We start from the raw sequence: 23,958 nt of genomic DNA, 5'->3' as shown, positions 1-23,958 counted from the left end.
CATCCGCAGACTCGCTGCCTACCTGCGGCAAGTACACGGCCGTGTCATCCGGATCGGCCGCGAGGCGTTACGGTGCATGCTCGCCCGCTGCAGCGTCACCTTCCAGCGGACCAAGACGTGGAAGGAGTCCCCGGAAAGGGACTCGGCCGCTTCCCGCCCGATCGCCGTGGCGGGCACGTCGGTGGACACCGCATCGGGCTCGACGTCCGGGCGAAGCTCGGGCATCCCGGTGGCAAAGTTGGCTATTGCCTCGTGTCGGCGACCAACTCGCCAACAATGAAGGCCCGTACGGCTTCTTCGAGGATCGTTGTGTACCGCCTGAGTTCGTGATTCTCCTGGACCAGCGGGTTGTCGCGGTCTGGGCGCGCGGCGAAGGCCTCGTCCATCTCGTGCAGGCGGGCCTCAAGTTCCGACTGCTCCGGTGTTCGTCCGGTGGCTACGGCGAGCCGGGCGGCTCGCCGGGCGGCGAACTGCGTGAGAAGTTCCCGCTGTTCTTCGGTGAGTCCTTCGTTGGCGGTGACGTTCTCGTCCTTCTCGTCCATTCCTTCATCTCCTCACTACGTTCCCGGTCCTCTGCGCGGTCCCGGGTTGGGGCCGTGGCGCCGGTGGTGGTTCTGTTCGTCCTGTGTGGTGTCGGCCCGCCGCCGGCGGACGGAGCCGTCCGCTGGCACGCCAGGTGTGACGGGGGCCAGGCCGCGACGTGCACGTTCGGCGTCTCGGTGGGCCCGGACTTCTTCCAGGCGCTGCTGGATGCGGGAGCGCTGGAAGAGCGTCATGGCCTCGTGTAGTTCCGACCACTGCTCCCGCTCTTCGGCCTCATCAGGAGTCTCTCCCAAAGGCTCGTCGGAGTCGATCTGGTGCAGCATCCGATAGGCGGCGAGAGCTGCGACGAGTTGCTGCCACTGCTCCTGCTGAGCGGTGTCCTCCGAGTCTGGCGAAGGAATCTGCTCGACCCACTCCTCAACAGGTTCCTGTCCTTCCAGGGCCCGGCGCAGGGCGAGTTCGGCAAATGCTGCGGCGGCGGCCGATACCGCCTCCCGGTCCTCAGGTTCGGACACGTGGGCGTCGAGCAGTCGGTACTGGAAGTTCTCGGCCGTGCGAGCGGCGATCCGCATCCCGCCGGACGGCTCGTCGGGCCGGTGCCGCGCGGCTGCGGATGCGCGAGCGCGGCGGCCGACCTCGGCGATGCGGTGCTGGAAGATCGACCAGGCATGGGCGTCGCGGGGATCAGCCGGCTGTTCACCAATGCCGGGAACGTCGTCTCCCAGAGCGTGGCGGATGCGCCACACGTCCGCTACCGCCGCCGTGCGCTCCCACTGTTCGCGAAGGTCGGTTCCCTTGACGGGGACCGGTCCGAGGACCCGGGTCCACGGCGGTGGGGACTCGGCCAGAGCAAGTCCCATCTGTTCCAGGCGTTCGGAGAGCACGAAGCGCCTTTCGACCAGGTGTTGACGCCAGCCTTCCGGGGTGTCCATGTCCCGTACGGCGGCGGAGGGAGCGATCCAGTCGGGGAGGTGACCGCTGTTGTCCAGGACCGGTGCCGGATGGTGCGGGAGCTCGTCGCGCAGCCGTTGTTCGGCTCGGATTTTGGCGGCGATGAGCTGGGCGCGCTTGAGTCGTTCCCGGGCCGTGTCCTGGCTCTGGAGGTTGGCCGTGCGTTCGGCGCGTGTGGCTGCCACGGGCTGGCGGGCGGTGTGGCCGGCGCCACGGCCAGGTTCGCGCTGCCAGTCTTCGCGCATCCGTTCGCGTGCGGGCATCGCCCTGCGCAGCTGCTGCTCGCGCCGCAGCAGGGCGTGTTCCGCAGCAGCGGCGCGTTCGGTTTCGTGGTCCCCTTCGTGTTCCGCGCGGCGGATGCGGGCCCGCACCTGGGCAATAGCTGCGGCGAGTTGGGCCCGGGTGAGGTGTCCGTGTGCTCGGTCGGGCCAGGCGGGGTGGGGAAGTCCGTTTGCCACGACCGGCCGGGGCTGGCTGTCGACGGCGGCGTCCGCGCGCAGCAGTTCCTCCAGGGCGGTCCGGCGGTGCTGCTCGGCGAGTTCCAGGAGGCGCTGCAGCTGTTCCGTGCTGAGCGTTTTCAGTGGGCGGCTGCCGCCCGGCTGGGCCTCCCGGCGGGCGGCTCGTTCAGCTGCCTTCTGTCCAGCTTCGACGCGGTAGTCGATGCGCCAGGCGAGCACGGCAGCCGGGTCGTCCGCGTCCGCGAAGTCCCTTTCGTCGAAGGCGACCCGGATGAGCTGGCCGAGGTCCCAGCCTTCGGCTTCGGCTGCGCGCAACGAGCGCTTGGCGACCTCCCAGGCGTCCGCGGCGATGAACATCTCAGCCTCGGGCCCAAGGACACGGCGGGTGAGGCTCTGCAGCCGCTGGCTGGTGGCGCGGGCGTAGACGTCGGTGTACTCGGCGACGAGCTGGCCGATGCTGTAGGCGCGTTCCTGTTCGGCCTCGATCATCTCGTGGGCGGAGACGGAGGCCTGGCTGCTGTGGGCCACGGTGTCCAGGACGTCGCGCATGTTCTGGGCGTCGTCGGTGACGACATAGATGTGGTTGGACTGGCTCCCCCGGGTCGCCTCGACGTACGCAGCTTCCCGCGAGGTGCGCGCGCTGATGAGGCCGTGGGCGGCTGCCACCGTGATCCCCTGGGCTCGATGTGTGGTGTATGCGTACCCGAGTTCGGCGTGCCTGCGCAGGTAGCCGCGCTGCAGAACGATCCGTCCGCCGTGGCCGGTGTGTATGACGTGAGCGTTTCCGCGCTGGTCGATCCGCTCGATCAGCCACTGGTCGCCGTTCTTGACATAGTCGCGGCCCCCGAGCAGGGAGAGTTTGCGCTGGTTCTTGCGGGTCACGATGACATCGCCGACCGCGGCTTGGAGCTCGTCGCGCAACCGCGCGGTCCGGCTCAAGTCAAGGCGGCCGGAGACGAGTTGGAAGGCCTGGGCTCGCAGGTTGAGTTCGCGGACCATCTCGGCGTCGTCGGCCATCATCAGCGCTTTCAGACCGGCCTGGACGTCGTGTTGCCACCCGGCGAAGACGGCGCTGAGCATCTCCTCGCGGCTGCCGCCCACGACCCGCCCCTGGTCGAGGTACCAGCTCCAGGCATCAGCCGGGTCGCCTTCGCGCAGGACAAGGGTTGCCTCCCCCTCGCCCTCGGTCTGGAAGCGGTGGAGTTCTTCCAGCTCCACCACGCCGACAGTGCGGGCGAGTTGGCGTAGCAGGCCTCCCGACTCGATCGAACCGAGCTGCGCGGGATCTCCGATGAGTCGGACCAGGGCGCCGGCGGACTCGGCCTCGGCCACCACGCGCGCGAGGTTTCGTGTACCGGCCATGCCCGCCTCGTCCACCACGATCACGTCCCCAGGGCGCAGCGCGTATTCCTCCGAGACGGTCTTGCGGCGCTTGCTGCTGCGGCGTTTCAACACGCGGTGGACGATGCTGCCTTCGGTCAGCTGCTCGCGCTGGGCGAGCCAGCCGTGCAGCGTGTACGCCGTGGTGCCGAGGTCGCCTTCGATGACCTTCATCGCGCGTGAGGAGGGGGCAAGAGGTATGAGCCGTCCGCCCCCGGCCGCCACTGCATCGCGGACGAGCTGGAGTGCGGTGGTCTTGCCCGCGCCGGCGGGGCCGATGCCGCCGACGACGAGGCGGTCGGAGCAGGCGAACGCCTTCGCGAGCCGACGCTGCCCGGCATCCAGCTCATGGCCCTTGAAGTGGTCGGCGACCTCCGTGAACCGGTCCCCGGCGAGCGCGGGGACCACCACGGTGCGCGCGGCGTTCAAGACGCGGTCTTCTGCGGCCAAGACCTCACGCGAGGTGTACAAGACGGACTCGCGGCGCCGGTAGATGCTCGTACCGTCTGCCCGCAGAAGAGGCGCGAACGGCCGGTGCAGGTCGGGAGGCGTGATGCTCAGCGAACCATGAGCCAGAGCGCGTTCGGTGATGCGCTCGGCGAGCCCGTCGGCCGCTGAGCTGCGACCTCGTGTGAGCCGCACGACGTGACGTCGCGACTCCGCCAGCACATGCCGCTCGCCCCACACCGCTCGCCCATCGGACACCACGGCAAGGACGTCCTCAGCGGCCTGCACCACATCGATCTCGGACAGGTCGCTGCTTCCGTCACCGGGTGCGGACGCCGCGACCTGCGCCGTACGCAGCAGCGCGTCAACCCGTTCCCGGCCGACGGCGGCGATGGCTTGCCTGCGCCATGCCACCCGCAACTGAGCCAGGGACCGCCCCTTCTTCTTGGCCGGCCTGGTCTCCAGCGTGGCCTGCTGGATGAGCGCCATCCGGGCCGCAGTCCCCGGCTCCTTGCCGTGCTCCTGACGGTAAGCCTGTAGCAGTTCCTCCAGCCGCGTGCCGATGTCCCGCGTGCGCTTCGAATGCGGCTCCAGCACCCCGCGGTCGAAACCCTTGATCCCCATGACCGGCCGCTTGCCCGGGGTGACCTCACGCTCCTCGGCCTCCAGCCCGAGCCGCGCGCACACCTTCTCGATCACGATCTGGTTGTAGAACTCGGAGGCGGCGACCCCCATCGCGTACAGCAGCTTCCCGTCGATCGAGCGCCACTTGCCGTCGGTCCCGCGGACCTTGTTCGCCACGACCAGGTGATGGTGGAGAAGGGGTTCGCCGAGCCTGTTGTCGTAGTGCTTGAAGAGGGAGGCGACGAGTCCGCCCCGCACGTCTTCCTGGGCAATGCCGTTGATGCCTGTGCGGGTGGCGAGCGCGTGCTCTTCGATCCAGCCGATCGTCTCAAGGACCGCTTCCTCGTCGCACTCCATCGTGATCCGGCAGACGTCCTCGTCGCCCTCACCGAACAGACCCTTGCCGATCTCCTCCGGAGGACGCAGGACCAGGTCGTATCCCACGACCGCCTGCTGCTTCGACGCGGTGTTCGCGCTGATGTAGCGGGCGAGTTCCTCGGCATCCTTGGGAGAGCGGCCGAAGTCCGCCCGGAAGGCGATGGCGCCGGCCTTGGCGCGCACCTTCTTACGCTCATCGGCGGTGGCCTCCGCGCCCTTGCGCGCTTCGAGGGCCTCGATCTCGTCCTGGATCTTCGCTGCGAGGGGGCCGGCGGTTTGGTCGTACCGGTAGAAGCGGCGGCCTAGCCGTGCCCGGCGGGTGGCCTCGGCGGGTGAGAGCCCTTCGGCAACGGCCGTCTTGATGATCTCGTCCGCGTTCGGGTGCAGTCCCTCGCCGTACAGGGCCTCCATCTGCTCCTCGGACACTGTCCCGGAGACGCCGAGTTCCGCGATTCCACCACCGACCCATACCCCCGGCGGATTTCCCTCCGCCGTGTAGTAATCACCCAGGTCACGGTCGGGAGAACGGCGTACATCGCCGGTGATGGTCTCGCTCGTGTAATAGCGATAGCCATCCCCAGCTGAGAGCTTGTGGATGGTCATCATGCACTCAGATTACCTTGTGTCATTGTGAATGCAAGAGCTTTGACCGTGAAGAAGGGGGGTACAGGGAAGGGGAGTTGGCGAGCGAGGAACGAGCCGAGCCGACGAGCCGACCTGCACCTTCCTTCTTCACGGACCGCGAAGCGCCCCCGGTTTTCCGCAGGTCCGCTCTCCTGAGCGGACCTGCGGAAAACCCGCAGTTCGCGTTATCCACAGGCAAGATCAAGTGATTCAGATTGCCTCTGAATGCCTCTGGCTGCGTCATTCGGAGAAGGCTCCCAATTCCCCATGTGGGAAGCGTGGATTCATCGGCCACAATGACCCAGAACCCATCGTTCAGGGGAGGCGAGTTGGATGGCTCAACGGAGTCCGCGGAAATCGGCGCGGGAGGTCGACGCCCGCGAGCGAGTGCGCGCACGCCGGGCCGCGCACTGGGAGCGAGAGCGGCGGCTGGAGGACCTGGCCACCGACTACGAACTGGCCGCGCAGGAGATCGGGGACGTCACCGAAGCAGCCGAGGAGAAGATCGCCGCGTACGCCGCCCGGCTGCGCGGTCAGGCCAGGATTGCGGAGGAGGAGCTGCGGGACCGGCAGGCCCGGAGCGTCGGACAGATGCTCCAGCTCGACGGCGTCCGTTCCGTCGCCGACCGGCTCGGCGAGTCCGTGGAGACCATCCGCAAGGTCGTCGCCGCCGAATCCGCCAGCACGCAGGAAGACCCTGCGCCGGATCAGAGCTCCGCACCGGCCGCGACTACCGCAGGCGAGACACCGACCGGCCAGCCTGTTACCGCCTCGGCCACGCACACGGGTACGCCGCATGGGCCGACGCTGTCCGGGCCGGCCGAGGAACGCGCGGCCTCGACGCGAGAGGAGAAGGGATGACACCCAACGCGGTGGCCGAACGGCCGATCGAGGACCTCAGCCCCGAGTGGATCGGTCTCCTGATGGAGGTGGAGGACGAAGGAGGAACGACGATCGGCTTCCGCCTCGGCCGCTACGAGAGGACCACGGTCGACGGCAAACCCATGTGGCGCCTCTACAGTGACCAACCCGCCTGGAGCGTCACCCTGTACGCGGGGACCAAGCTCCGCTGTGTACCCCCGGCACCCGCTCCCGGGAGCCAGACCGGCCCGTACCCGCAGCAGCCTGTACCGGCCGCCCACTCTGCACCGCAGGTACCCCAGTACCCCGTATCAGCTCCGCCGGGGCCGACTGTTCGAAGCCCGCAGTCCTGGGTGAACCAGCCGCCGCGCCAATAGGCAGCGTCGGCACAGGCAGCGAACGAACAAAGCCGCGGGCCCCCGCACCGACTCAGAGGACGTCGGTACGGGGGCCCGCGGCTACACGCTGCGACCCTGGGCGTGCATGCCCTGGTGCGTGCCCGGGCTGGCTGCCTCGGGTCAGCGGCGGACGCGCAGGGCGCCCTTGGGAGTACGGGGCATGCGAGCAACTGGGGAGGCGGTTGGGTGGGTTGCTGGTTCGGCTGGGACGGCGGGCGCCTGCTCGGGCCCTTCTGGCGCGCTGCGCCGTGTAGGAGGGTCGTCGTAGCGGGTGAGGATGCGGGCGATAGCGGCAGCCGCGTTGCGGTCCTGGGAGTGCAGGTCTCGCTCCCAGAACTCGTACGGCGTGCCGCGCCGTCGCTCGAACTCGCCCATGTATCCGAGGTCTCCCCACTCGGCACCGTCCGGGTCGTTCGACAGGCACGTCCAGCCGTAGCCGTTCAGGTTCTCCGGGTGGATCTCGGTGACGACCAGGTGGCCCCATGGCGAGTGGTAGACGACGCACGGCGCCTGTTCGGCCGGGAGGCGGGGTTCGCGGGGGGCGAGGGAGCGCAGCACGCTCGCGCCGGGGTAGAAGGGGTGGCCGCGCAGGGTGCGCTGCGACTCGAACAGCGGCATGTCGGAGAGGGGGTGGAACTTCGGGATACGCAGTCGCATGGGATGTGCTCCGTTCGGTGCGGGCCCGGGACCCGGGGCGTGCGGCCCCGGGCCGGGCGGGCATGGTCAGTAGCGGAGGGGTATCGGGGTGAGGCCGTTACGGGCGGCCAAGTCCTCGGCGGGTGTCCTGCACCGCCCCGGGGCCACACCGCGTCAACCGCGAGCGTGGCTCGGGTGGCGGAGCACGAACAGCGCCTTCGCCTGGTCGGTGGTGGAGCGAACAAGCCGGGTGAAGTTCTCCCCGCCCCACACCGTCCACCGGTCGCCGCCGATCTGCGGTGACCACGTGAGCGCGTACCGTTCACCGTCGGACGTGGTGACGTCCCACCATCCGCGCTGCGTGCGCGCCGTGACGGTGGCGCCGTCGATAGCCGGAATCTCCGGACGCGGACCGTAGCGGCGCTCTACGTACGACAGGTAGTCGGCCGTCGGCTCGATCGCGATACGCCACCGGCGCCGGGAGGCGTCCGCCCCTACCTCCGTCCACGTCCAGCCGAGCACGGGACGAAAACCTGTCTTCACCAGCGCACGGGCTGCCGCTGCCTCCGCGTCGTCCTGGCGGACGTCGTGGCGGATGTCCAGCCGGATTACGTGCGCCGTGGCGCACAAAGTGCCGGACTCGTCGAGCAGCCACACCACCGTTTCCCGGGTGCCCCGGTTCCGTACCAACTCCGCTGTCACCGGCCGCGTGCGCTCCTCCGCCCGCCGGTCGCGCTCCAGTGCCTCAGCCTCCGTCCACTCCCGCCGGCCGGTGTCGTCCGTGGCGGGTTGGTGAGCCGCGGGGTGTTCGTCCTGCGTGGTCATGTCGTGGTGTTCCTCTCCGTGGGGTTGGGGCCGTGCTCCGGATGGGGTGGCCCGGTGCTCCCCAGCCCGACTCGATCGGGCCGCACACCGTCTGTGGTGGGGGCTGCGGTGCCTAGAAGGGGGGTTCGTCATGGCGGCGGGCACGGGCGGTGTGAAGCCGGTTGTTCGCCTCGGCCAACCTCTCGCCGTCCGCAACCTCGAACGCGCTCCGGTCGACGGTGTGACCGCACCCCCACGCCGTGCACACGTAGACCGGGCCTGTGCTCGCGTACAGGCCGAGCACGGGCGTGTAACCGCCGTAGTGGCACTCGGAGCAGATGTGCGGCGTGAACACCTCATGCCCGATGAACAGCTCTCCCGTGTGGCGCTGTTCAGCGATCCGGGCCCGCGCCCGGCCGCGCTGGATGCATGCCTTGTCCTCACACGCCCGGCTGCCGATGATCCCGTCGGTGGAACCGTCGTACAGGGCCACGGTGCCGGTGTCCTCGCACGAGCCGCAGAACGGGGTGCCCTCCGTGGCGTGTTCGAGCATCGCGAGCGCCACCCAGTCAGCCGGTGAGAATTCGAGGTAGCGCACCAGGGCGCCCAGGGTGCCCGGCTCGACACCTTCGGGCCGTCCGTGGCACGTGTGGCGGCGGGCCTTGTGATCGGTGACGACGTACCAGCGGATCCGGTCGCGCACCGGAAGGCCGTTGCCCTCCAGCCGGTGACCGGTCTCGATGAACAGGGACTGTCCGGCGGTCTGGCCGTCCACGCCCTCACGAGCCTTTCCGGCCGAGTGGGGGCCGTCGAGTCCGAGGACGTCACCGGCCGCGTTGAATGCGTGCACGGTGTAGCCGTTGGGCTTGGTGTTGCTGGTCATCGTGCGGATTCCTCTCACTTGGGGGACTGTCCGGTCGGTCTCCGGGCGGGTGGTGAGACCGGGTGCGGCGGCCGTGCCCCGGCCGGTTTCGTGGCCGGGGCACGGCCGCGCAGGGCGGGTCAGTCGCTCTTGCGGAGTTCGCGGATGGTGTCGGCGACGCGGGCGGCGATGTCCCCGAGACTGTCGCTGGACCACACGTCGGCGACGTCGGTGCGGCGTGCCTCGGGCAGGGTCTCGACGTAGAGGACACCGCTGTCGGAAACGGCGAGGGTGTAGCCGCCGCTCTCGCCGTCTGCCTGGAGGTAACCGCGCACGCCCCACGAACCGGAGTCTGCAAACCACTCGTCGCCGAGGAGATCGGCGGCGGCGCGGCCGATGTCGGAGACGGCGAACGCGTATTCGGTGCCGGGCTCGGGGCGGTAGTGGCCTGCTTCGTCGCGCGAGAGGGTGACGACGTACGCCTTCTCGTACGCCACGATGGCGTCCAGCGCGACACGGCTCGCGAACCGGCGGTACCGGCGGCGACGGGCGACCTCGGCGAAGCACACGGCCACGATGGCCTCGTGAACCTGCTTGGCGGTGTCGGCCCAGACCGCGACGTGGTTGCGGTTCGCCGCGTACTCCCGCATCACGGTGAGGCGCATCGCGAGCAGAGGGGCCACCCGCCTGGGGAAGGCGGAGTAACCGCCGAACGCGGCACGCGCCTCGATGGCGTGCGGGGCGGTGGTGATACGCATGATGGAGTCCTTTCGAAGCAGGCCGGTTACTCCCCGGCCCGAAGCAGTGGGGCGCGTGACGGACGCTCTGAAGAGCGAAAGAGGGGGGAAGGGCGCCGGGCGCGCGGCGTTCCGGCCGGCTCGTGCGTCGACGACGTTCACGAGCGAGCTCGCGCGAGGGGGCAGCCGCGCATCCCGGCGATTCGAGGGATCCCGGCTCGCTGGCCGGGCGCCGCTCAGTCCATGCTCAGCGGCTTGTGCGGCTCGTTCCGCTCCCAGTCCTCCGTGACGTCACGGCCGTCGCGCATGACGTTGATCGACATGCCGTACGGGTGGATCACACCCTCGCGGGCCGTCTCCTCGCCGTACTTCTCGACGTCACGCTTGACGGCGGCGGTCAGCGCCTCGTAGGCGTCGTGGTAGTCGTCGAACGGCTCAATGTCGCCGTTCTCGCACACCAACAGGAACTCGGTCTGCTCGGCGTCTTCGGTGTCCTCGGCCAAGGTGATCTCCTCGGTGATCGTGGGTTCCGGGGGCCTTGCCCTGCCCCCTCTCGACATAGGTAAATCTATCTTTCTTGGGTGGGGTGGTCAACGCGAAAACCCGGCCCAACAGGGGTCATTCTCTGCGGATTTCGACCCGGGGGAGCAGTGCCGTTGGGGTGTGCGGAAGCTCGTGTTGCCGCACACGGCTACGGCGCGGAGCCGCCCCCAGTCCGGTGCCGGTGGATGCCCCCCTCCCATCCCGGCAAAGAAAAAACGGGGCCCGAACGGGAGGGGTGCAAGGACGCGGCGAAGCCCGTCCTTGCACCCCTCCCGCCGAGGGCCCCACACTCGATCGCCGGGATGCGAAAGCGAGAATGCCGACTGCGGCCTGTCTGATCGAGGACGCGGTGGTCGGCGGGGTCAAGCGGGAGGGGCGAGGAACTCGGCGATGGCCGTTTCGCTGTAGTACGGCGTATCGGCCACCGTGATGACGGGGGCGGGGGCGCTCTTGCGTTTGAGGAGGGTCTTCACCCTCTCGCGGCGCTGCTCGGGCGTGAGCGCGGCGGGCGCCGTGGGCAGCCGTTCGGCGATCTGGCTGCGAGAGATCAGGCCGCGCTCGGGGAGAACCTTCTCAGCGGCCTGCCGCAGGTAACGGGCCGCGACGTCGGCGCTCACCCCGAGTTCCTCGGCCAGGGTACGGCTGGTCAGGGACTCGCCGTCGTCGAGCGCTGTGTTCAGGCGCGTGACGACCTCCTTGCGGCGGGTGTCTTTGGTGCCGGACTCGGCCGCGATCTCGGCGGGCCGGGGGCCGGTGTATCCCGGACGGGTGGTGTCGTACCAGAGGAACCAGGCGGAGACCTCTCCGGCGTCACACATGTGGTCGAACTCGTCGCGCGGTGGAAACGGGCGCTCGGGGTGCTCTCGGTAGTCGGCGGCGAGCACCCGCACGGCGGTCGGCGTCACGCCGCGAAGACGTGCCATGTCAACCCAGCGCCATCGTTCCCCGGGTGTGTGCGGCATGCGCTGGGGTTCCGCGGCGAGCCGGGGACCGGGGCTCACTTCCGGCGCCCGCTCGTCGGCGCCGAAGAGCTGCTTGCGCACCCACTGCGCGCCCTCGTCAAAGGGGAAGAGCTGGACTCGCCGCGCACCAGTCCGGGCGGTGTCAGCGAACTTCGGGTCGGCATCCAGCCAGTTCCGGACCGTCTTCTCGGCGACGCCGGCGAGGTGCGCGAAGTCCTTGCGCGTGAGTTCCGGCGCCTCGCGCCGCAGCTGCGCGAGGCGCTGCTCGAACTGTTCTCTGGTCGTGGTCATCGTGGCTCATCCTGTCTCATGCAAGGCCCTACACTGTCGGATACCTCAGGGGTGGTGCCTTGGTGCTGCGCTTGTGGGTTCCAGGGGCCGGCGGCTTTGCCCAAGTCAGCACACTTCGGTGGTGCTGGTACGGACTTCGTCCGTGTCGTCGGCCCCGCTTTCGCCTCCGGGGGCCTCGGCGGTTGTCTGGCGCGAGGCGAACCAGTCGGCGACGGCCTTCGCGCACGCGGCGGCGTGGGCCGTGAGGTCCCCTCCGGGCTGTGCCTCATAGACCATCTCGATGTCGCAGTAGTCCGAGCCGTCGTAACCCTCATACGCCCTGGCGTACAAGCCGCCCGAGTACTGGGCAACCGGGCCGCTGACGTAGCCGGGGGCGCAGAGAATGATGTGCTCGCTGTCCAGTGCCTTGTCCTGGGAAAGATGCGGCGGGTGGGCGACGACGAAGCCCTCTCCGAGATCCACGAACCCAGGGACTTCAAGGACGGCCAGGGCGTGCAGCAGCACGGCGGCGACGGGAATGGCGGCAAGGTTGTTCATGGGAGGCATGCCTTTCGAAGTGGTAGGGATTGCGTGCCGAGAGGGAAGGCAGCTGTCACGCCGTCCGGCTTGACCGGTCGGGAACGGTCAGCGGGGTCCGGTGTCAGCGGGGCTGAGGACGCCGATGCTGATCGCGAGAGCCTCCACGTCGGCGTCCGTAGAGGGACCGGCCTTGGCTGGGGGCCTGGGCCGGGAGGCGACCAGGCGCAACCCGGCCGGGGCGACCAGATGAATGGCCTGGCGTGCTGCCCGCTCGAAGTCCGCGTCCGAGTCGGCTGGAGTGCTCGCGGTGATGGTCATGGGAAGAGTCCGCTCGGGGCCGTTCCTGGTGGGCGGGATGTTTCGCCCGCCCACCAGGAACGGCGTGGGTTCCGGGATCCGCCGTTCGGCTTGCCCTGCCGGACGGTGGACGAGAAGGCTTCGGTCAGCGCAGGGAGGAATCGCTCCAGGCGCTTCCGGGGCGCTCCGGGCGGGGCCGGAGGAGCTCGTTGCGTCGCTCGGCGTAGGCGGCGACGTCCTCGGTGTGCAGGACCGTACGGTCGAGCTGGTTCTCCTGTACGTGCCACATGCCGTCACCTTCGTCGCCGTGCGGCCGGAAGCCAACGATGAGCTTCTGCTCTTCCAGGGTGGCCAGGACGATGCGCGCCTCCTGTTCGGCGCGCGGGAGCTCCTCGAACTTCAGCTGGTTCCAGTCGGCCACGAAGAAGCGCACTCCGTTGGCGAAGACGTCGTTGGAGCTGAGGTTCAGCCGCTCGGCGCACAGCAGCAGATCGGCCAGAAGACGGGCAGTCACCTCGCTCACGCCGGAGGGCGACAGGGCCGCGAGTTCCTCTTCGTGGACGAACCTGTCGAAGTCGAACTTCTCGAATTCTCCGCGCAGTTCCCAGATGCGGCGCTGGAGAAGGTCGAAGGTGTTGGGGTTGCGGCGGGCCCAGTAGTGCAGGACGTCGCTGAACAGGGTGGTGATGACGGTTTCCGCCTCGCTGCGGAACACTGGGCTGGTGCGGAGCACGTCCCACTCGGCGTTCCACTGGTCTTGGCCGTAGGCCAGGACGGCGCGCAGGCCGCGGGCGGCGGGGTCCTGATGGAAGATGGCGCTGACGGCACAGGTGTCGAGGTATTCCCACACGGCGGCCTCGCCGCGGTGGGTGCGGGTCTTGATACGGGACCTGGTGTCCATGATCGGTTGCCTTTCGAGTGCGGCCGGACGGCAGTCCGCCGGCTGGAGGATGTGGTGGGCTGAGACCGGGACGCAGGTCTCCGCGCCCCGGAGCCATGACGTGGTCCAACTGCGGTGCGCGGCTTGCCCTGCCGCGCACCGGAGGGGGCTGGGGCAGGGCCGTCAGCCGACGATGTCGGCCAGCGAGGCGAGGAGGCGTTGCAGCGTCTGCCGCTGGTCCTCGTCCTCCGTGGCCTCCAGTTCCTCGGCCAGCGGGCCGAGGAACTGTCGCAGCGTGCGCCGCAGGCCATCGGCTCCGACGGCTTCCTTCACGTACATGAAGAGGTCGGCGCAGATGTCTCCGGCCAGCTCGGGGGCGCGTGAGGCGTTGAACGTCGCCCAGCCGTCGGGCGCGTCGGCCCACCCCGGCGCGATGACGTTGCCCGTGCCGTCGATCTTGGTGCCGTCCTCGCCGACCCAGCGGAGCGTGTAGGCGAGCAGGGCGCGTCCGCGCTCCTCCGCCGTCGACCTGATCAGGTCGGAGTAGTCGGTGGGTGCCTCGATCGGGAGAGGTCCCGTGAAGTCCATGGCTGGTGGCCTTTCGCGATGGTGGGTCCGATGCCGGTGCTTGGGTGTGTCTTGTCAGGCACCGGCCGGGAGTCGGGGCGCTCGCCCGTCACCGATTGACGGCCGGGAAAGTTTGCCCCCTTTCGACATAGGTAAATCTATGTTTCTGCGGAGGTGTGGTCAATGGTGTTTCGGCTCGCTGGGCCCCGGGTTTGCGGGCGGCGCCGATGCCGGGCGGCCGACACGGTCCCGTTGGCTCTGGGCGCAGTCTCGCTGTGGCCGGGTTGTTGATGCAGGTCCGGTCAGCTCCGCGCCAATTCGAGGATCCGCTTCAGGGTGAGGTTTTTCTTGAACGGCTTGCCCATGTGCTCCTCGGCTCCCGCGTATTCGTCGAAGATGTCACCGTTGACCCGCGCGGACTCGATCAGGTCCTGACGGCTCGCCAACGGGCAGGCCCGGCAGCTGAGCCGCCCCACCCGTTCGTAGGCAGGGTGACAGGGGATGCCGTGGTCAACGTGGACCTTCCAGACCTCATCGACCTTGAGATGATGGATCGGCAGCCAGGTCGTGACCTCGCGCAGCGTCTTCGCGGTCATCCGATGCTGCTCGATGACCGGCTTCGCCGCGCGGGCCCGGGATTCCTCGGCCCGCATGCCCATCGCGTACCCGGCCCGAATCGGGCGGCCGAGTCGCATATCGGCGGCGAGTTCGTCGACGAAGACCCGCCCGACGGCGGTCTTCGTGTCGCTCGTACAGAATCGCGCAAAATGACCGGGCCAGTTCCCGTGGTCCATGATCCGGTCCCACAGGGACGGCCATCGCTGGCTGCGGCGGACGGCAAACGGCACGTCGTACAGGGCGGCATGGTCGCGGGCCACCTCAAGGGCGCCCGGCCACTCGATCAGGTGTCCGTTCGGCGTACGGCCGAGGTCGCAGTGGAGCACCTTGACTTTGTGCAGTTGGCCCGCCTGGTCGGCCTGTGTGCACACCGTGTGCACGAGGACGCCGCTGTCCTTCCCGCCGCTGTCGCCGACGACCACGACGTCGTGCCGGTCCCAGTCGAACTCGGCCGGCTCTGCGGGTGATGCCTCGGCCGGCGGGGTGAACAGTTCGAGCTGTGCACATCCGCTGCCGCACGGCCGGGTGGGCGTGAGGGGCTGTGTCACCTGAGGTCTCCCAAGGGTGAAGGGGTTCGGTAGAGAGCCCCGGCATGGGTGGAGCGATGTCTCGCCGCATGCCGGGGGTGAGAGGGGAACTGCACGGATGCCCCTGGCCAGTACGCCGGGCCAGGGGCATCCGGCTCGGGTCAGCGCGGCGGGATCTGGCCCGCGTACGCGGTGATGACTGCGTGCGCCGCCGCTTCGCTGAGGCGCAGAATCTCCAGGTTGCACACGGCGGTCATGTCCGGGCCGGACAGTTCCACGAGGGCGATCCCCTCCACCTGCCAGCGCCCGGACAACTCCGAGCTGTAGACCGGCGTGTCGGACGCCTCCTCGTCGTAACCCGGCATCGGGCGGCTGTCGGCCACGCCGAGCAGACCTGCGGTCTGTGCATCCAGCCACTGGGCGGCGTCGCCCTTGAAGTCGCTCGGGTCGTGGAAGGCGGCCAACTCGCTGTCCCGGGCGCTGCTGACGGCGGCGAGGACGATAGGCACCATGGAGAGCGGCAGGAGCGTGAATCGGAGGTTGTGCCCGTTGCGGTAGTAGGTGTTCGACCACCTGACGGAGGTGGCGGCGTGGGTGAACGTGACGTCCAACCACGGCGACTCAGTGGGGCGGCAACGGGTCACCTGGGGGTGGATGCCCCGGGTGAGCAGGAGCCGGATCGCCATGTGGGCGGTGCGGGTGTGCTGGACGGTGCGGGCAGTACGAGCGATGCGTTCGCGGGCGTCGTGCTGGGGGTCCGGGAAGACCATGCGGTGCTCCTTCGGCTTGTGGGCGCCGGGCCCGGTTTGCCCTCCGGGCCCGGCTGAAAGGGGAGGTGGGGCCGCCGCTGGGGCGGCCCCACGGGTATTTACAGAACGGCGGCCACGCGCACGCCGAAGAACTGAGCGACGTTGCAGCTCACCGCGTTTCCCGCCTGGACCGTCCGGGCGGCTTCGCTGGGGCCCGTGACGATGTAGTCACGCGGGAACCTTTGGGCGTTCATCTGCTCGCGCCACTTCAGCATCCGGAAGTAGCAGTCCTCGACCGTTGCGGCCTGCCGCAGCAAACCGGCCGAGTCGTGCGTGGAGAGGGTGTGCAGCGGCTCGGACGTCGGCTTGGCCTTCGCACCCTTGCGGTACGGGATGACCAGCCCATGGTGGTTGCCACCTGCCACGACCGAGGCCAGCGGCCGGTCGATCTTCCGCGCCTTGCCGTGGTTGCGGAGCTCGATGACGAACGGCGGAGCCGCGAGATCCGGTGACGCCGTGGCGTACGGGGAGACCCCGGGCGGAAGGAGCAGGCCTTCCCCGATCTTCGCGCACCGGGACGGCAGTGGGGCCAAGTCCGGCCGGAACGCGCGGCCATCGTGACCGCTGTGGTTCACGGTCACCAGCGAGGGGCTCGCGGGGAACATCTCCAGCCCCGCCTCAATGCGAGCAATGGTGCTCTCTGCCAGCGGATCAAGCCCGTGCTCGTGACGGTCGGCGATCCGAACGCCCTGGTCCTCCCAGTTGATGACGGAGGACGCGGGCTGAACGTACGGCTCGACGATCCCGTGACCGCAGGGGCACGTGTAGTCGTACTGCACGCCGTACTTGCCGACTCCGCTCCGCCGGGGCTTCTGGCCCTTGCGGGGCTTACGGGGCTTGCGCCAGGTCTGCACCGCCTGCACGTCCTCGTCGCAGACCTCGCAGAACGCCAGCGGCGTGGGCTTTACATCCGGGAGACGGATTCCGACCTTGGTGAAAACGATGTACAGCCGATCGCGCCACTGCGGAGCGGGAATATTGAACTCGTCCCCGATGTGCGCCGACGAGACACAGACGATCTGGTAGTTGTAGCCGAGCTGGACCATTCCGGCCAGCCACCAGTCAAACAATTCCCAGTCGGTCGCGAACTCGATGACGTTCTCGACCAATACAGCCTTGTAGCGATGGATGGTCACGGCGCGGATGACTTCGAAAGCCGTGGCCCGGGTCCGCTGGAATGCCTTGTCCGGAAGCGCCTTCCACTCTTCGTCATCCACTTGGCCCTTGGTCCGGGGCCGTCCCCCGGCGGGACTTATCTCCGTACAGATGGGGCTCGCCCAAAGGATGTCTGTCCTCGGGAGACGCCTCATGTCGTAATACTCCATCTCGGCACAGAGATGCTCGGCGTCGGGATGATTGGCGCAGTGTGTATCCACCGCGACTTGCCAATGATTGGCGGCGAGTTTGAGTTCGAGTCCTGCATTGACCAGGCCAGTACTAGAACCGCCCGCGCCCGCGTACATATCCGTGAAGGTGATACTCAAGTGCTCTTCCTGTTTACGGGTTCCTGAGCGCTTCGGGCCCGGTTTGCCCTCCGGACCCGAAGCGGGGAAAAGACTGCGGGGCGGCTACTCGCCGTAGATGTGGGACGTGAGCCAGACTGCGGTTTCGATGACGTTCTCGACCGTGACCACCTGGAGGCGGCTGGTCTGCGCTTCGCGGATCAGGTCCCAGGTGGAGGAGGTGCCGAGTTCGACTGCCAGACGACGGGCGATGCGGGAACGGGGGTCCTCGGCCCGCGCGGAGTTGCGCAGGCCCGATGTGCTCCTGGTCGGCGGGCAGGGCGGGGACGCCCACAGCAACGGCATCGGCCGGTGGTGGTCGGGGAGTTCGAGCGGCTCGGGGTCGCTGGAGTAGCGGGCGAGCGCCAGAGGCCAGTGGTTGTGTGCCGGGGGAATGCGGTCGGCCATGTGTCCATCCGTGGTTGTGGGTTCATGGGCGCCGGGCCCGGTTGCCCTCCGGGCCCGGCAGGTTGGGGGCGCGTCGGCTGCTAGCCGCCGTAGGTCTCGATGACCCGCTTCTCGACGGTGAGAAGGCGGCAGAGGCGGGTCACGACCTCGGCCGGGACCTCGATGGTGGCGCCGTTGTGGCCGTCGGCGTCCATGACGGTCAGGAGGGCCCCACCCGGAACCGAGTAGCGGGTGCGGCGCAGTTCGGACAGGTCGGAGATCAGGCCGTAGAGCTTGTCCGGGCCGTCCGGCTCCTCGCTGTCGACCGGGGCGCCGAGCGGGTGGTGGCTGCCGTAGCGGGTGGCTGTCGCCTGGAGGTAACGCTGGATCGCGCCGACCATCCGGAGGAGCTCGGAGCCGTGGTAGATGACCCCGATGTGCTCGTCGGGACCCTCGTGTTGCACGTGCCAGTTCTTGACCTGGTCGGCCCGGCTGGGCAGGCCCTCGTCACCCCCGATGGTCAGGTAGGTGGAGTCCGGGAGCCGGACGTGGATGAGGTGGCCGACTCCCTGGACGGGAACGATGTCAGCGGTGACGTTGTGTTCGCGCAGGGTGGCGAGGACGGGCGCGTACTGCGGGCCGATCTCGTCGGTCGAGTAGGCCATCGTGATCGCCCAGTGCACGAGCGGCTTCGGGTCGCTGGGCCAGGGGAGTTCACCGTGCGCGATGCTCGCGCCTTGCGGTGACCGGCGCTGCCAGAGCAGAACGAGAGGAGAGGTGGGCTGGGGCTGGTGCCCGGGCCACACCGTCACCTGGTCTCCGGAGCTGGGCAGGGTGAACGCGACGGACTTGCCGTAGATGTGGTTCGACTCGACCTGCGCGCCTTCACGGATGGCAATGGCGAGGTCGGTCATGGAAATGGGAATCTCGGGGTTGGTCACCTGAGTGACTCCATTCAGCTGTGTGGGTTCCTGGGGGCTTTGCCCTGCCCCCTCTGGAATTCCGATTCTTGATGTCACGTCAATGTTCTGCGGATTCTAATGAAGCGCTCTGTGGAGTTTTAAAGGATCGAGGACCGTGTCGGTCTATTCACTGTCGATGTTCCTGGTGGGCGGCTTTTCGCTTTTCATTTCCGCCCCCCTTCGACATAGGTAAATCTACGTTCATTTGGGGGCTGGGTCAACCTCGCAATCCGGTTTCGGATGGGAGATTGGAAGTATTTCGGAGTGCCAGTCACATCGCCGCGACAGATTTTAAGCGTGCGAAGCCTGCGGTCGGCTGCCGGGCGGTGCCGAACGCGGCGCGGTGCCGTGGAGTGGCCCCCTCCCCCTTCCCGGCAAAAAGAAAAAGGGGCCCGAACGGGAGGGGTGCAAGAACGCGGCGAAGCTCGTTCTTGCACCCCTCCCGCCGAGGGCCCCACACTCGGAAAGCCGGGAAGAGGAGAAGTTCTGGCTCTCCCTGACGCCAAGCGGTGGATCGGGGGGAAGGGTGTCTGCGCGATCAGACGGGGAGTAGAAGCTGTCGGCAGGTCTCCCGCCACACCTCCTCGAAGTTCTTCCTCTGCTTCGCGATCACACCGCTGGGTGCGACGACATGGAACTCCTCCACAGCGGGAAAGCGTGCGCCGCGCGAAAGCGTCTGGCTGCGCACGTGGCCGAGCGGGTGCTGAAAGTCTTCCTCGACGTGCTCGCCGGCCTCCTCAGCGCGACGGCGCATCAGGCGGGTGACCTGCGCTCGGGTTCCGGTGATCACGACCTTGACAGACCGGCTCGCCTGCCCCTTGCGGGAAGAGTCCCGGCATGCGGGCTGAGGTCCGCGGCAGACGGGTCCGTGCCACTGTGCGCATGGGGGTGTCCGCTCGCCCGTGTCCGGGTCGATGCAGCCGGGCCACGGGGAGCGGCAAGAGTCGCCGTGCCGTTGCTTGCAGCTGCTGGTGCGGGCCGGAGGGAACACGCGGCGTATTCGGTACAGCGCCCACTCCGAGGAGGCAAGGCGGTCCTCCAGCGCCCGCAGCGCCGCGGTGTTGCCGTCCTCGGCGACACGCGTGTACAGCGTCTCCTTCGGGTAGAATGAGCCGTTCTCGTTCAGCGCCATCGACGTGTACTCCAGGGCCAGCACCTCGACAGCCTGCTCAAGGTGGTCTCGCAAGCGCGCCATATGCGCGGGCCGGGCAGAACAGGAACCTGAGTAAACACAGAACGTGCAGTAGGACTTGGGCCACAGGAAGCCGAATTCGGCGAACAACCGGGCCTCCACGATGTCGCGGTCCCAGCTCTTCTCAATGAGCGGATATTCCACGGCACAGATGGTCCGACGCGCCTTGAGGTTTTCCTCCTGCTGGCATCCGTCGTACGTACGGGCACGCTTTTGTTCACGGGCGTGGTAGCCGACGACTTTTCGGAACGGCCTGTCGGGGAACTCGGCCAGCCCCCACTGGTCCAGCGGCCAGCCCTTGTATTTCAGCGAGCACGAATTCCCGCCCGCGGCCTGGACGACCGTGCCGTTCAGAGAGAGTTCGTCCATGAGGGTCCAGCGGCCTCGTGGAATGAAGCGCTGTGGACTACGGGAGTCGGCAAGGATTTCCCAGCCGTCCGCTTCGTACGGGCCGCACCGAGCGACCTGAATGTACCTGACCCGGTGGCGACGGAGAAGGGGGAAGATATGGTCCTCGACGAGCCTGACAGTGTCCCTCCACTCCGAACCGACCGTCGCCGTGATCACAATCAGGTCGGAGAGGTCCGGCTCCAGGCCGTAGCCGGCCGGGTCGCGCAGCATTTCTATCAAGACGAGCGTCGAATCCGCCCCCAGGCCGTACGAAAGCACGGTCATCGGCTTCACGCTGACCGCGGCGGGGAGCTGCTCCTGCCAAAGATCGAGTTGTATTTGCGGGCTGTTGGCACCCATGTGTGGACCTCTTGCCGATGGTGGGTTCCAGGGGGCCTTGCCCTGCCCCCTGCTGCGACGTAGGTGAATCTGTGCTCTGCCGAGCGCGGCCCCAGCGAGGTCGGCGTGCATCTCCGCGGGATGGGGCCGAACTGCCGCCCGAGGAAGCGCTGTTGCGTACGGGAGGCGCCGCCCGCGCGGGAGGCGGGCGGCGTCGTGGAGACCCGGCGACGTCGGAACGGGGCCGCTGAGATCTTCCCGGCCTACCGATGGCCGTCAGGAATGCGAAGCTCAGGCCGTCGGCGGGTGATCCGCGAGTCGTACGCTGCGGATCGTGATGCCGTTCCAGGCGTCGGCGTTGTCGCGGGACTTGAGGTCAGCCAGCAACCGCTTCGCAGCGACCGTACGGGCGTCCGCCTCGGTCGGAGCATCCTCGGCGGCTATCTGGTATTCCCACACGCTGTCGTCCCCGCCGTCTTCGGGGTGCTGGAGCTCGACCACCCACGTGCCGGTGGAGGAGAACACGACTCCTCCGTCGAGTGTGATCCGAACGGGTACGGCCCCGGGCCAGATCCGGGCGCCGCTCGCGGTGAGCCAGTCCAGCTCGACGACTACTTGCGCGACGCGGGCTTCGTCGATGTAGAAGGAGCAAGTTCCCCCTGCGATGGTGACGGAGGGGTGGCAGGGAGTCTCCGGGTCGCTGTAGTCCGCGCCGGAGAAGTGTGCTCCCCGGTTCAGCTCCTGGTAGAGCGCGGTGCCTTGTGTCTCGTTGTCTTCGAGCGTGGACAGGTAGTGGCGGATGACCTCGGCGACTTTCCGGGCGAGGTCCTCGCCGTTGCTCTGGGCGGGATGTCCGGTGAACCGGGCGATCTCGCCCGCCAAGGCAGCTTCCAGGACGAGGTGATGGAGATCGTCGACGTGGAGGGTGAACTCGTCGGTCTCGGGTGCGGTCAGGCTGCCGCGAACCTCCCAGGGGGAGCGTTCGGCCTTCCAGTCGCTGCCGAGAATCCCGGCGGCGAGCTGCGCGATGGCTGCGGGAGTATGCAAGGTCTGTCTGGTTCCTTCATCTCAGGCGGGAACGCGGGGTGAGAAGGTGCCGTCGGCACACGCGTCTCGCAGGCGGTAGAAGCCGACGGCCAGGCTCCACAGCCGGGGGCAGGGTGAGGTCGACAACCCTGGCCCCCGACAGAAGCGGTGGATCAGAAGAAGAGGAACTTGTCGGGCTCCTCGATGGCGAGCCGGAGCATCTCGGCGTCCGGTCCCCCCTTCGCCATGATCAGCATTCCGGCGAAGCGGCCCGTCTGCTCCTTCGTCAGCGGGCTCTCACCGTGCGCGGTGAGGAACTCGTCGACCGCGTCCAGCACGTCGTCGGGGTGGGTGAACACTTCGACCAGCCCGAGCAGTCCGGCCGGCTCGTCGGCCTTCCACAGCTGCGCGCGGAAGCGGCGCAAGGCCGGGTCGAAGATCGCCTGGAGCCGTGTGGTGTCGTTGAGCTGGAGCGGCTTCGTGAAGTCGTTCAGGTCCATCGGATCTCCTGATCCTGAGTGGGTTCCGGGGGCTTTGCCCTGCCCCGTGTTGACATAGGTAAATCTATCTTTGTTAGGTGGGGTGGTCAATGCAAAAAGGGGCCTCTGGGCTGGCCAAATGCAGGTTTTGGCGGGGTTGTCTGAGGCTGGTGTGCCCCGAGTGCTGTGGCCGGGTGGCGGGCTTTGCCCCGGGGGATGCGTTGCCGTGGAGATCGGCCCCCGGCCCCTCCCGGCGAAGAGAGATTTGGGAGGCCGTCGAACGGAGTGCAGGGGAGGCGGACGGTTTTTCTCCGTGACGCAGGAGCGGAGAAAAACCGGGCGGCCGACCTTGCGCGGAGTTCGCCGCGGCCTCCCATACTCGATAGCCGGGAGGGACACCACCCGCACCCGGCCGAGTACATCAACCCCGGAACCCCACCCGGCCTGTGCGAAACGGCGCGGCGACCGACATTGCTTTCCGACTGCTGCCCGGGGATGGCGGAGTCCGCCCAGGCATTGAACGGGCTGGCAGCTCATGTGCGGCGAAACGGCGCCCCCGAGGCGGAGATGAGTAGGGGGCGTGGCGGGACCAGCAGGCCTGACCGGCTGCCGCTTCTTCGGCGCCCAACCGTTGACCGCCGCGGCTCCAGTTTCAGCCGGTGGCGGTCTCCGCGGTCGATGCTGCGCCGGGGCCGACGACCTTGCTGAGAATCAGGTCCCGGGCAGGGGGCGGCGCGAACCCGGGGATCTTGAGGAGATGCCACTGGCAGCCGGGGAGCAGGCTGTCGAGCGTCGCAAGTGCCTGGCACTGGAACAGCCACATCAGTGCCGAGGACGCACCCCGCGACGGTGTCCAGCGGGGTTCGCGCAGGGTCGCGATGACGGCAAGCCCTGACATCAACTGCCGCCCGTGCAGCCACTCCTCGACAGCTGCGCCGAGCTGCCCAGCCTTCAACTCACCCTCGACGCGCCGACACAGATCCAGTGCCCACTCCCGCACCTGGACGGCCGTGCGCCAGCCGGCGGCGAGGTCCTCCAGCGGAGCCGTGTCGGCCAGCACGCGCAGAACATCACGGGGGTCGCCGTCGGGGAGGAAGGCCAAGGAGCCGTCCTCCGCGAGGATGCTGGCAGCGGCCTCCGGAACGTCGGCCTGGGTGGTCTCAACGTGGGAGGCCATCGGATGTGCTGCCATGGCGGGGCTCATGGCGCGCAGCATGGCGCCGATGTCCTGGAGGGGGACGGAGCCGCCGATGGCCGCGGTCACGGCGGTCAGCGTGGCGTCCGTAGGGGTGAGCGGATGCGGCTCGGGGTTCTGGTCCAGTTCCAGCAGTTCGGGCGGGAGTTGGCCGAGGGCGCGGTTGATGCGCTCGTCAATACGGCGGACGCGGGCCGGGACGAGCGTGAGGACCTGGCCACGGTCGGCGAGCCGTTGGGAAATCTGGTCCAGCCGCTCATCCGGGTCACGGCCGTCGGCTGAGGTGTCGTCCTCGCCGGGAAGGGGGTCCGTGTCCACGGCGGCACGGAAGGCTGCGCGGACCGTTGCCTCTGGAACCGGGAGACCCTCGGCGAACAGAAGAAGCGCCAGGTCCGCAGGCCGCTTGCCCCGTCCGGCGAGGCGTGCGAGGGCGACGACCAGATCGAAGCTCTCGGGCGGTGGTGCAGATGTGCTGCCCCGGCCCCGGCCGAGGCCTCCGCCAGGGATATTCCCCGGCAGGAGCCCGGCCCGCCGCCAACCGGCCAGCTGCTTGACGGTGACGGACAAGTCGTGACGCGCCGCGTGATCGATGAGGCGCTGGTCGGCAGCACTGGGCACTTTGCTGAAAGCCACAAAAGGACGCTACCGGAACACACCGGGAGAGCGGACGCCTTTAGGCGTCGTTGTCTTTCCGAACCTGAAAGCGGCGTTTTAGCTGGTCAGGCATAGGGCCGGTGATTCCGTGGGAGTGGTGGCGTGTCGTGTCGTTG

General features: G+C 68.4%; 23 protein-coding genes and 1 pseudogene. 3 read left to right on the top strand and 21 right to left on the bottom strand.

The genetic code is table 11. The annotated features are described in order from the left end of the window. Position 1: 1 nt before the first annotated feature. Positions 2–157: pseudogene (locus ACFYMM_RS14575) on the top strand (IS630 family transposase); the annotation flags it as partial. An 85-nt stretch (positions 158–242) separates the two neighbouring features. On the opposite strand, the gene ACFYMM_RS14570 reads toward ACFYMM_RS14575, so the two are convergent. Then, positions 243–542 (bottom strand): hypothetical protein, encoded by a 300-nt coding sequence (locus ACFYMM_RS14570; protein ID WP_388386250.1) that lies wholly within the window; start codon positions 540–542, stop codon positions 243–245. A gap of 15 nt (positions 543–557) precedes the next feature. Then, a complete protein-coding gene (gene mobF / locus ACFYMM_RS14565; RefSeq protein WP_388386249.1) occupies positions 558–5,387 on the bottom strand; it encodes a MobF family relaxase in 4,830 nt (1,609 codons plus the stop codon). Between the two features lie 351 nt (positions 5,388–5,738). Between mobF and ACFYMM_RS14560 the strand changes: the two genes are divergently transcribed. Together ACFYMM_RS14560 and ACFYMM_RS14555 are read left to right on the top strand one after the other, a co-directional pair. Then, the gene (locus ACFYMM_RS14560) at positions 5,739–6,266 is read left to right on the top strand and encodes a hypothetical protein (RefSeq protein ID WP_388386248.1); all 528 of its coding nucleotides are present in this window, start codon (positions 5,739–5,741) and stop codon (positions 6,264–6,266) included. After that, positions 6,263–6,643, top strand: coding sequence for a hypothetical protein (locus tag ACFYMM_RS14555; protein ID WP_388386247.1), 381 nt, complete (start codon positions 6,263–6,265; stop codon positions 6,641–6,643). The genes ACFYMM_RS14560 and ACFYMM_RS14555 overlap by 4 nt, the downstream gene beginning before the upstream one ends. Positions 6,644–6,784: 141 nt before the next feature. Here the strand turns inward: ACFYMM_RS14555 and ACFYMM_RS14550 are convergent, their stop codons facing one another. The 19 genes from ACFYMM_RS14550 to ACFYMM_RS14460 all read right to left on the bottom strand — a co-directional run bounded on the left by ACFYMM_RS14550 (position 6,785) and on the right by ACFYMM_RS14460 (position 23,821). Further along, positions 6,785–7,321: a hypothetical protein gene (locus ACFYMM_RS14550; RefSeq protein WP_388386246.1), complete on the bottom strand. Its 537-nt coding sequence runs from the start codon at positions 7,319–7,321 to the stop codon at positions 6,785–6,787. Between the two features lie 153 nt (positions 7,322–7,474). Then, the gene (locus ACFYMM_RS14545; protein ID WP_388386245.1) at positions 7,475–8,125 is read right to left on the bottom strand and encodes a hypothetical protein; all 651 of its coding nucleotides are present in this window, start codon (positions 8,123–8,125) and stop codon (positions 7,475–7,477) included. 112 nt (positions 8,126–8,237) lie between these two features. Further along, positions 8,238–8,987 carry a hypothetical protein gene (locus ACFYMM_RS14540; RefSeq protein WP_388386244.1) on the bottom strand — a complete coding sequence of 250 codons (750 nt, stop codon included), beginning with the start codon at positions 8,985–8,987 and terminating at the stop codon, positions 8,238–8,240. A gap of 119 nt (positions 8,988–9,106) precedes the next feature. Continuing rightward, positions 9,107–9,724 (bottom strand): hypothetical protein, encoded by a 618-nt coding sequence (locus ACFYMM_RS14535; protein WP_388386243.1) that lies wholly within the window; start codon positions 9,722–9,724, stop codon positions 9,107–9,109. Positions 9,725–9,939: 215 nt separating this feature from the next. Then, positions 9,940–10,206, bottom strand: coding sequence for a hypothetical protein (locus ACFYMM_RS14530; protein ID WP_388386242.1), 267 nt, complete (start codon positions 10,204–10,206; stop codon positions 9,940–9,942). Positions 10,207–10,608: 402 nt separating this feature from the next. After that, entirely contained in the window at positions 10,609–11,499 is an 891-nt protein-coding gene (locus ACFYMM_RS14525; RefSeq protein WP_388386241.1) for a hypothetical protein, read from the bottom strand. 105 nt (positions 11,500–11,604) lie between these two features. Further along, positions 11,605–12,036, bottom strand: a complete 432-nt coding sequence (locus ACFYMM_RS14520; protein WP_388386240.1) for a hypothetical protein — start codon at positions 12,034–12,036, stop codon at positions 11,605–11,607. An 87-nt stretch (positions 12,037–12,123) separates the two neighbouring features. Further along, positions 12,124–12,336, bottom strand: coding sequence for a hypothetical protein (locus ACFYMM_RS14515; protein WP_388386239.1), 213 nt, complete (start codon positions 12,334–12,336; stop codon positions 12,124–12,126). 124 nt (positions 12,337–12,460) lie between these two features. Next, positions 12,461–13,216, bottom strand: a complete 756-nt coding sequence (locus ACFYMM_RS14510) for a hypothetical protein (RefSeq protein WP_388386238.1) — start codon at positions 13,214–13,216, stop codon at positions 12,461–12,463. 162 nt (positions 13,217–13,378) lie between these two features. After that, positions 13,379–13,783 carry a hypothetical protein gene (locus ACFYMM_RS14505; protein ID WP_388386237.1) on the bottom strand — a complete coding sequence of 135 codons (405 nt, stop codon included), beginning with the start codon at positions 13,781–13,783 and terminating at the stop codon, positions 13,379–13,381. Positions 13,784–14,064: 281 nt separating this feature from the next. Beyond that, entirely contained in the window at positions 14,065–14,928 is an 864-nt protein-coding gene (locus ACFYMM_RS14500) for a phosphoadenosine phosphosulfate reductase family protein (protein ID WP_319647533.1), read from the bottom strand. A 140-nt stretch (positions 14,929–15,068) separates the two neighbouring features. After that, on the bottom strand, positions 15,069–15,677 hold the full coding sequence (locus ACFYMM_RS14495; RefSeq protein ID WP_319647532.1) for a hypothetical protein: 609 nt from the start codon (positions 15,675–15,677) through the stop codon (positions 15,069–15,071). 98 nt (positions 15,678–15,775) lie between these two features. Beyond that, complete coding sequence (locus ACFYMM_RS14490) at positions 15,776–17,200, bottom strand: DNA cytosine methyltransferase (protein WP_319647531.1); 1,425 nt, start codon at positions 17,198–17,200, stop codon at positions 15,776–15,778. Between the two features lie 84 nt (positions 17,201–17,284). Beyond that, complete coding sequence (locus ACFYMM_RS14485; RefSeq protein ID WP_334645871.1) at positions 17,285–17,626, bottom strand: hypothetical protein; 342 nt, start codon at positions 17,624–17,626, stop codon at positions 17,285–17,287. An 80-nt stretch (positions 17,627–17,706) separates the two neighbouring features. Then, positions 17,707–18,546, bottom strand: a complete 840-nt coding sequence (locus ACFYMM_RS14480) for a hypothetical protein (RefSeq protein ID WP_319647529.1) — start codon at positions 18,544–18,546, stop codon at positions 17,707–17,709. Between the two features lie 559 nt (positions 18,547–19,105). Continuing rightward, positions 19,106–20,509, bottom strand: coding sequence for a hypothetical protein (locus tag ACFYMM_RS14475; protein WP_388386236.1), 1,404 nt, complete (start codon positions 20,507–20,509; stop codon positions 19,106–19,108). Between the two features lie 270 nt (positions 20,510–20,779). After that, positions 20,780–21,535, bottom strand: coding sequence for a hypothetical protein (locus ACFYMM_RS14470; RefSeq protein ID WP_319647527.1), 756 nt, complete (start codon positions 21,533–21,535; stop codon positions 20,780–20,782). A gap of 152 nt (positions 21,536–21,687) precedes the next feature. After that, positions 21,688–22,014 carry a hypothetical protein gene (locus tag ACFYMM_RS14465; protein ID WP_266703984.1) on the bottom strand — a complete coding sequence of 109 codons (327 nt, stop codon included), beginning with the start codon at positions 22,012–22,014 and terminating at the stop codon, positions 21,688–21,690. A gap of 631 nt (positions 22,015–22,645) precedes the next feature. Further along, positions 22,646–23,821 carry a hypothetical protein gene (locus tag ACFYMM_RS14460; RefSeq protein ID WP_319647526.1) on the bottom strand — a complete coding sequence of 392 codons (1,176 nt, stop codon included), beginning with the start codon at positions 23,819–23,821 and terminating at the stop codon, positions 22,646–22,648. Between the last annotated feature and the right edge of the window lie 137 nt (positions 23,822–23,958).

Origin of the sequence: Streptomyces sp. NPDC006739, assembly GCF_042869815.1 — a bacterium.
Classification (GTDB): domain Bacteria; phylum Actinomycetota; class Actinomycetes; order Streptomycetales; family Streptomycetaceae; genus Streptomyces.
This window is presented reverse-complemented; position numbering and strand designations above follow the sequence as displayed.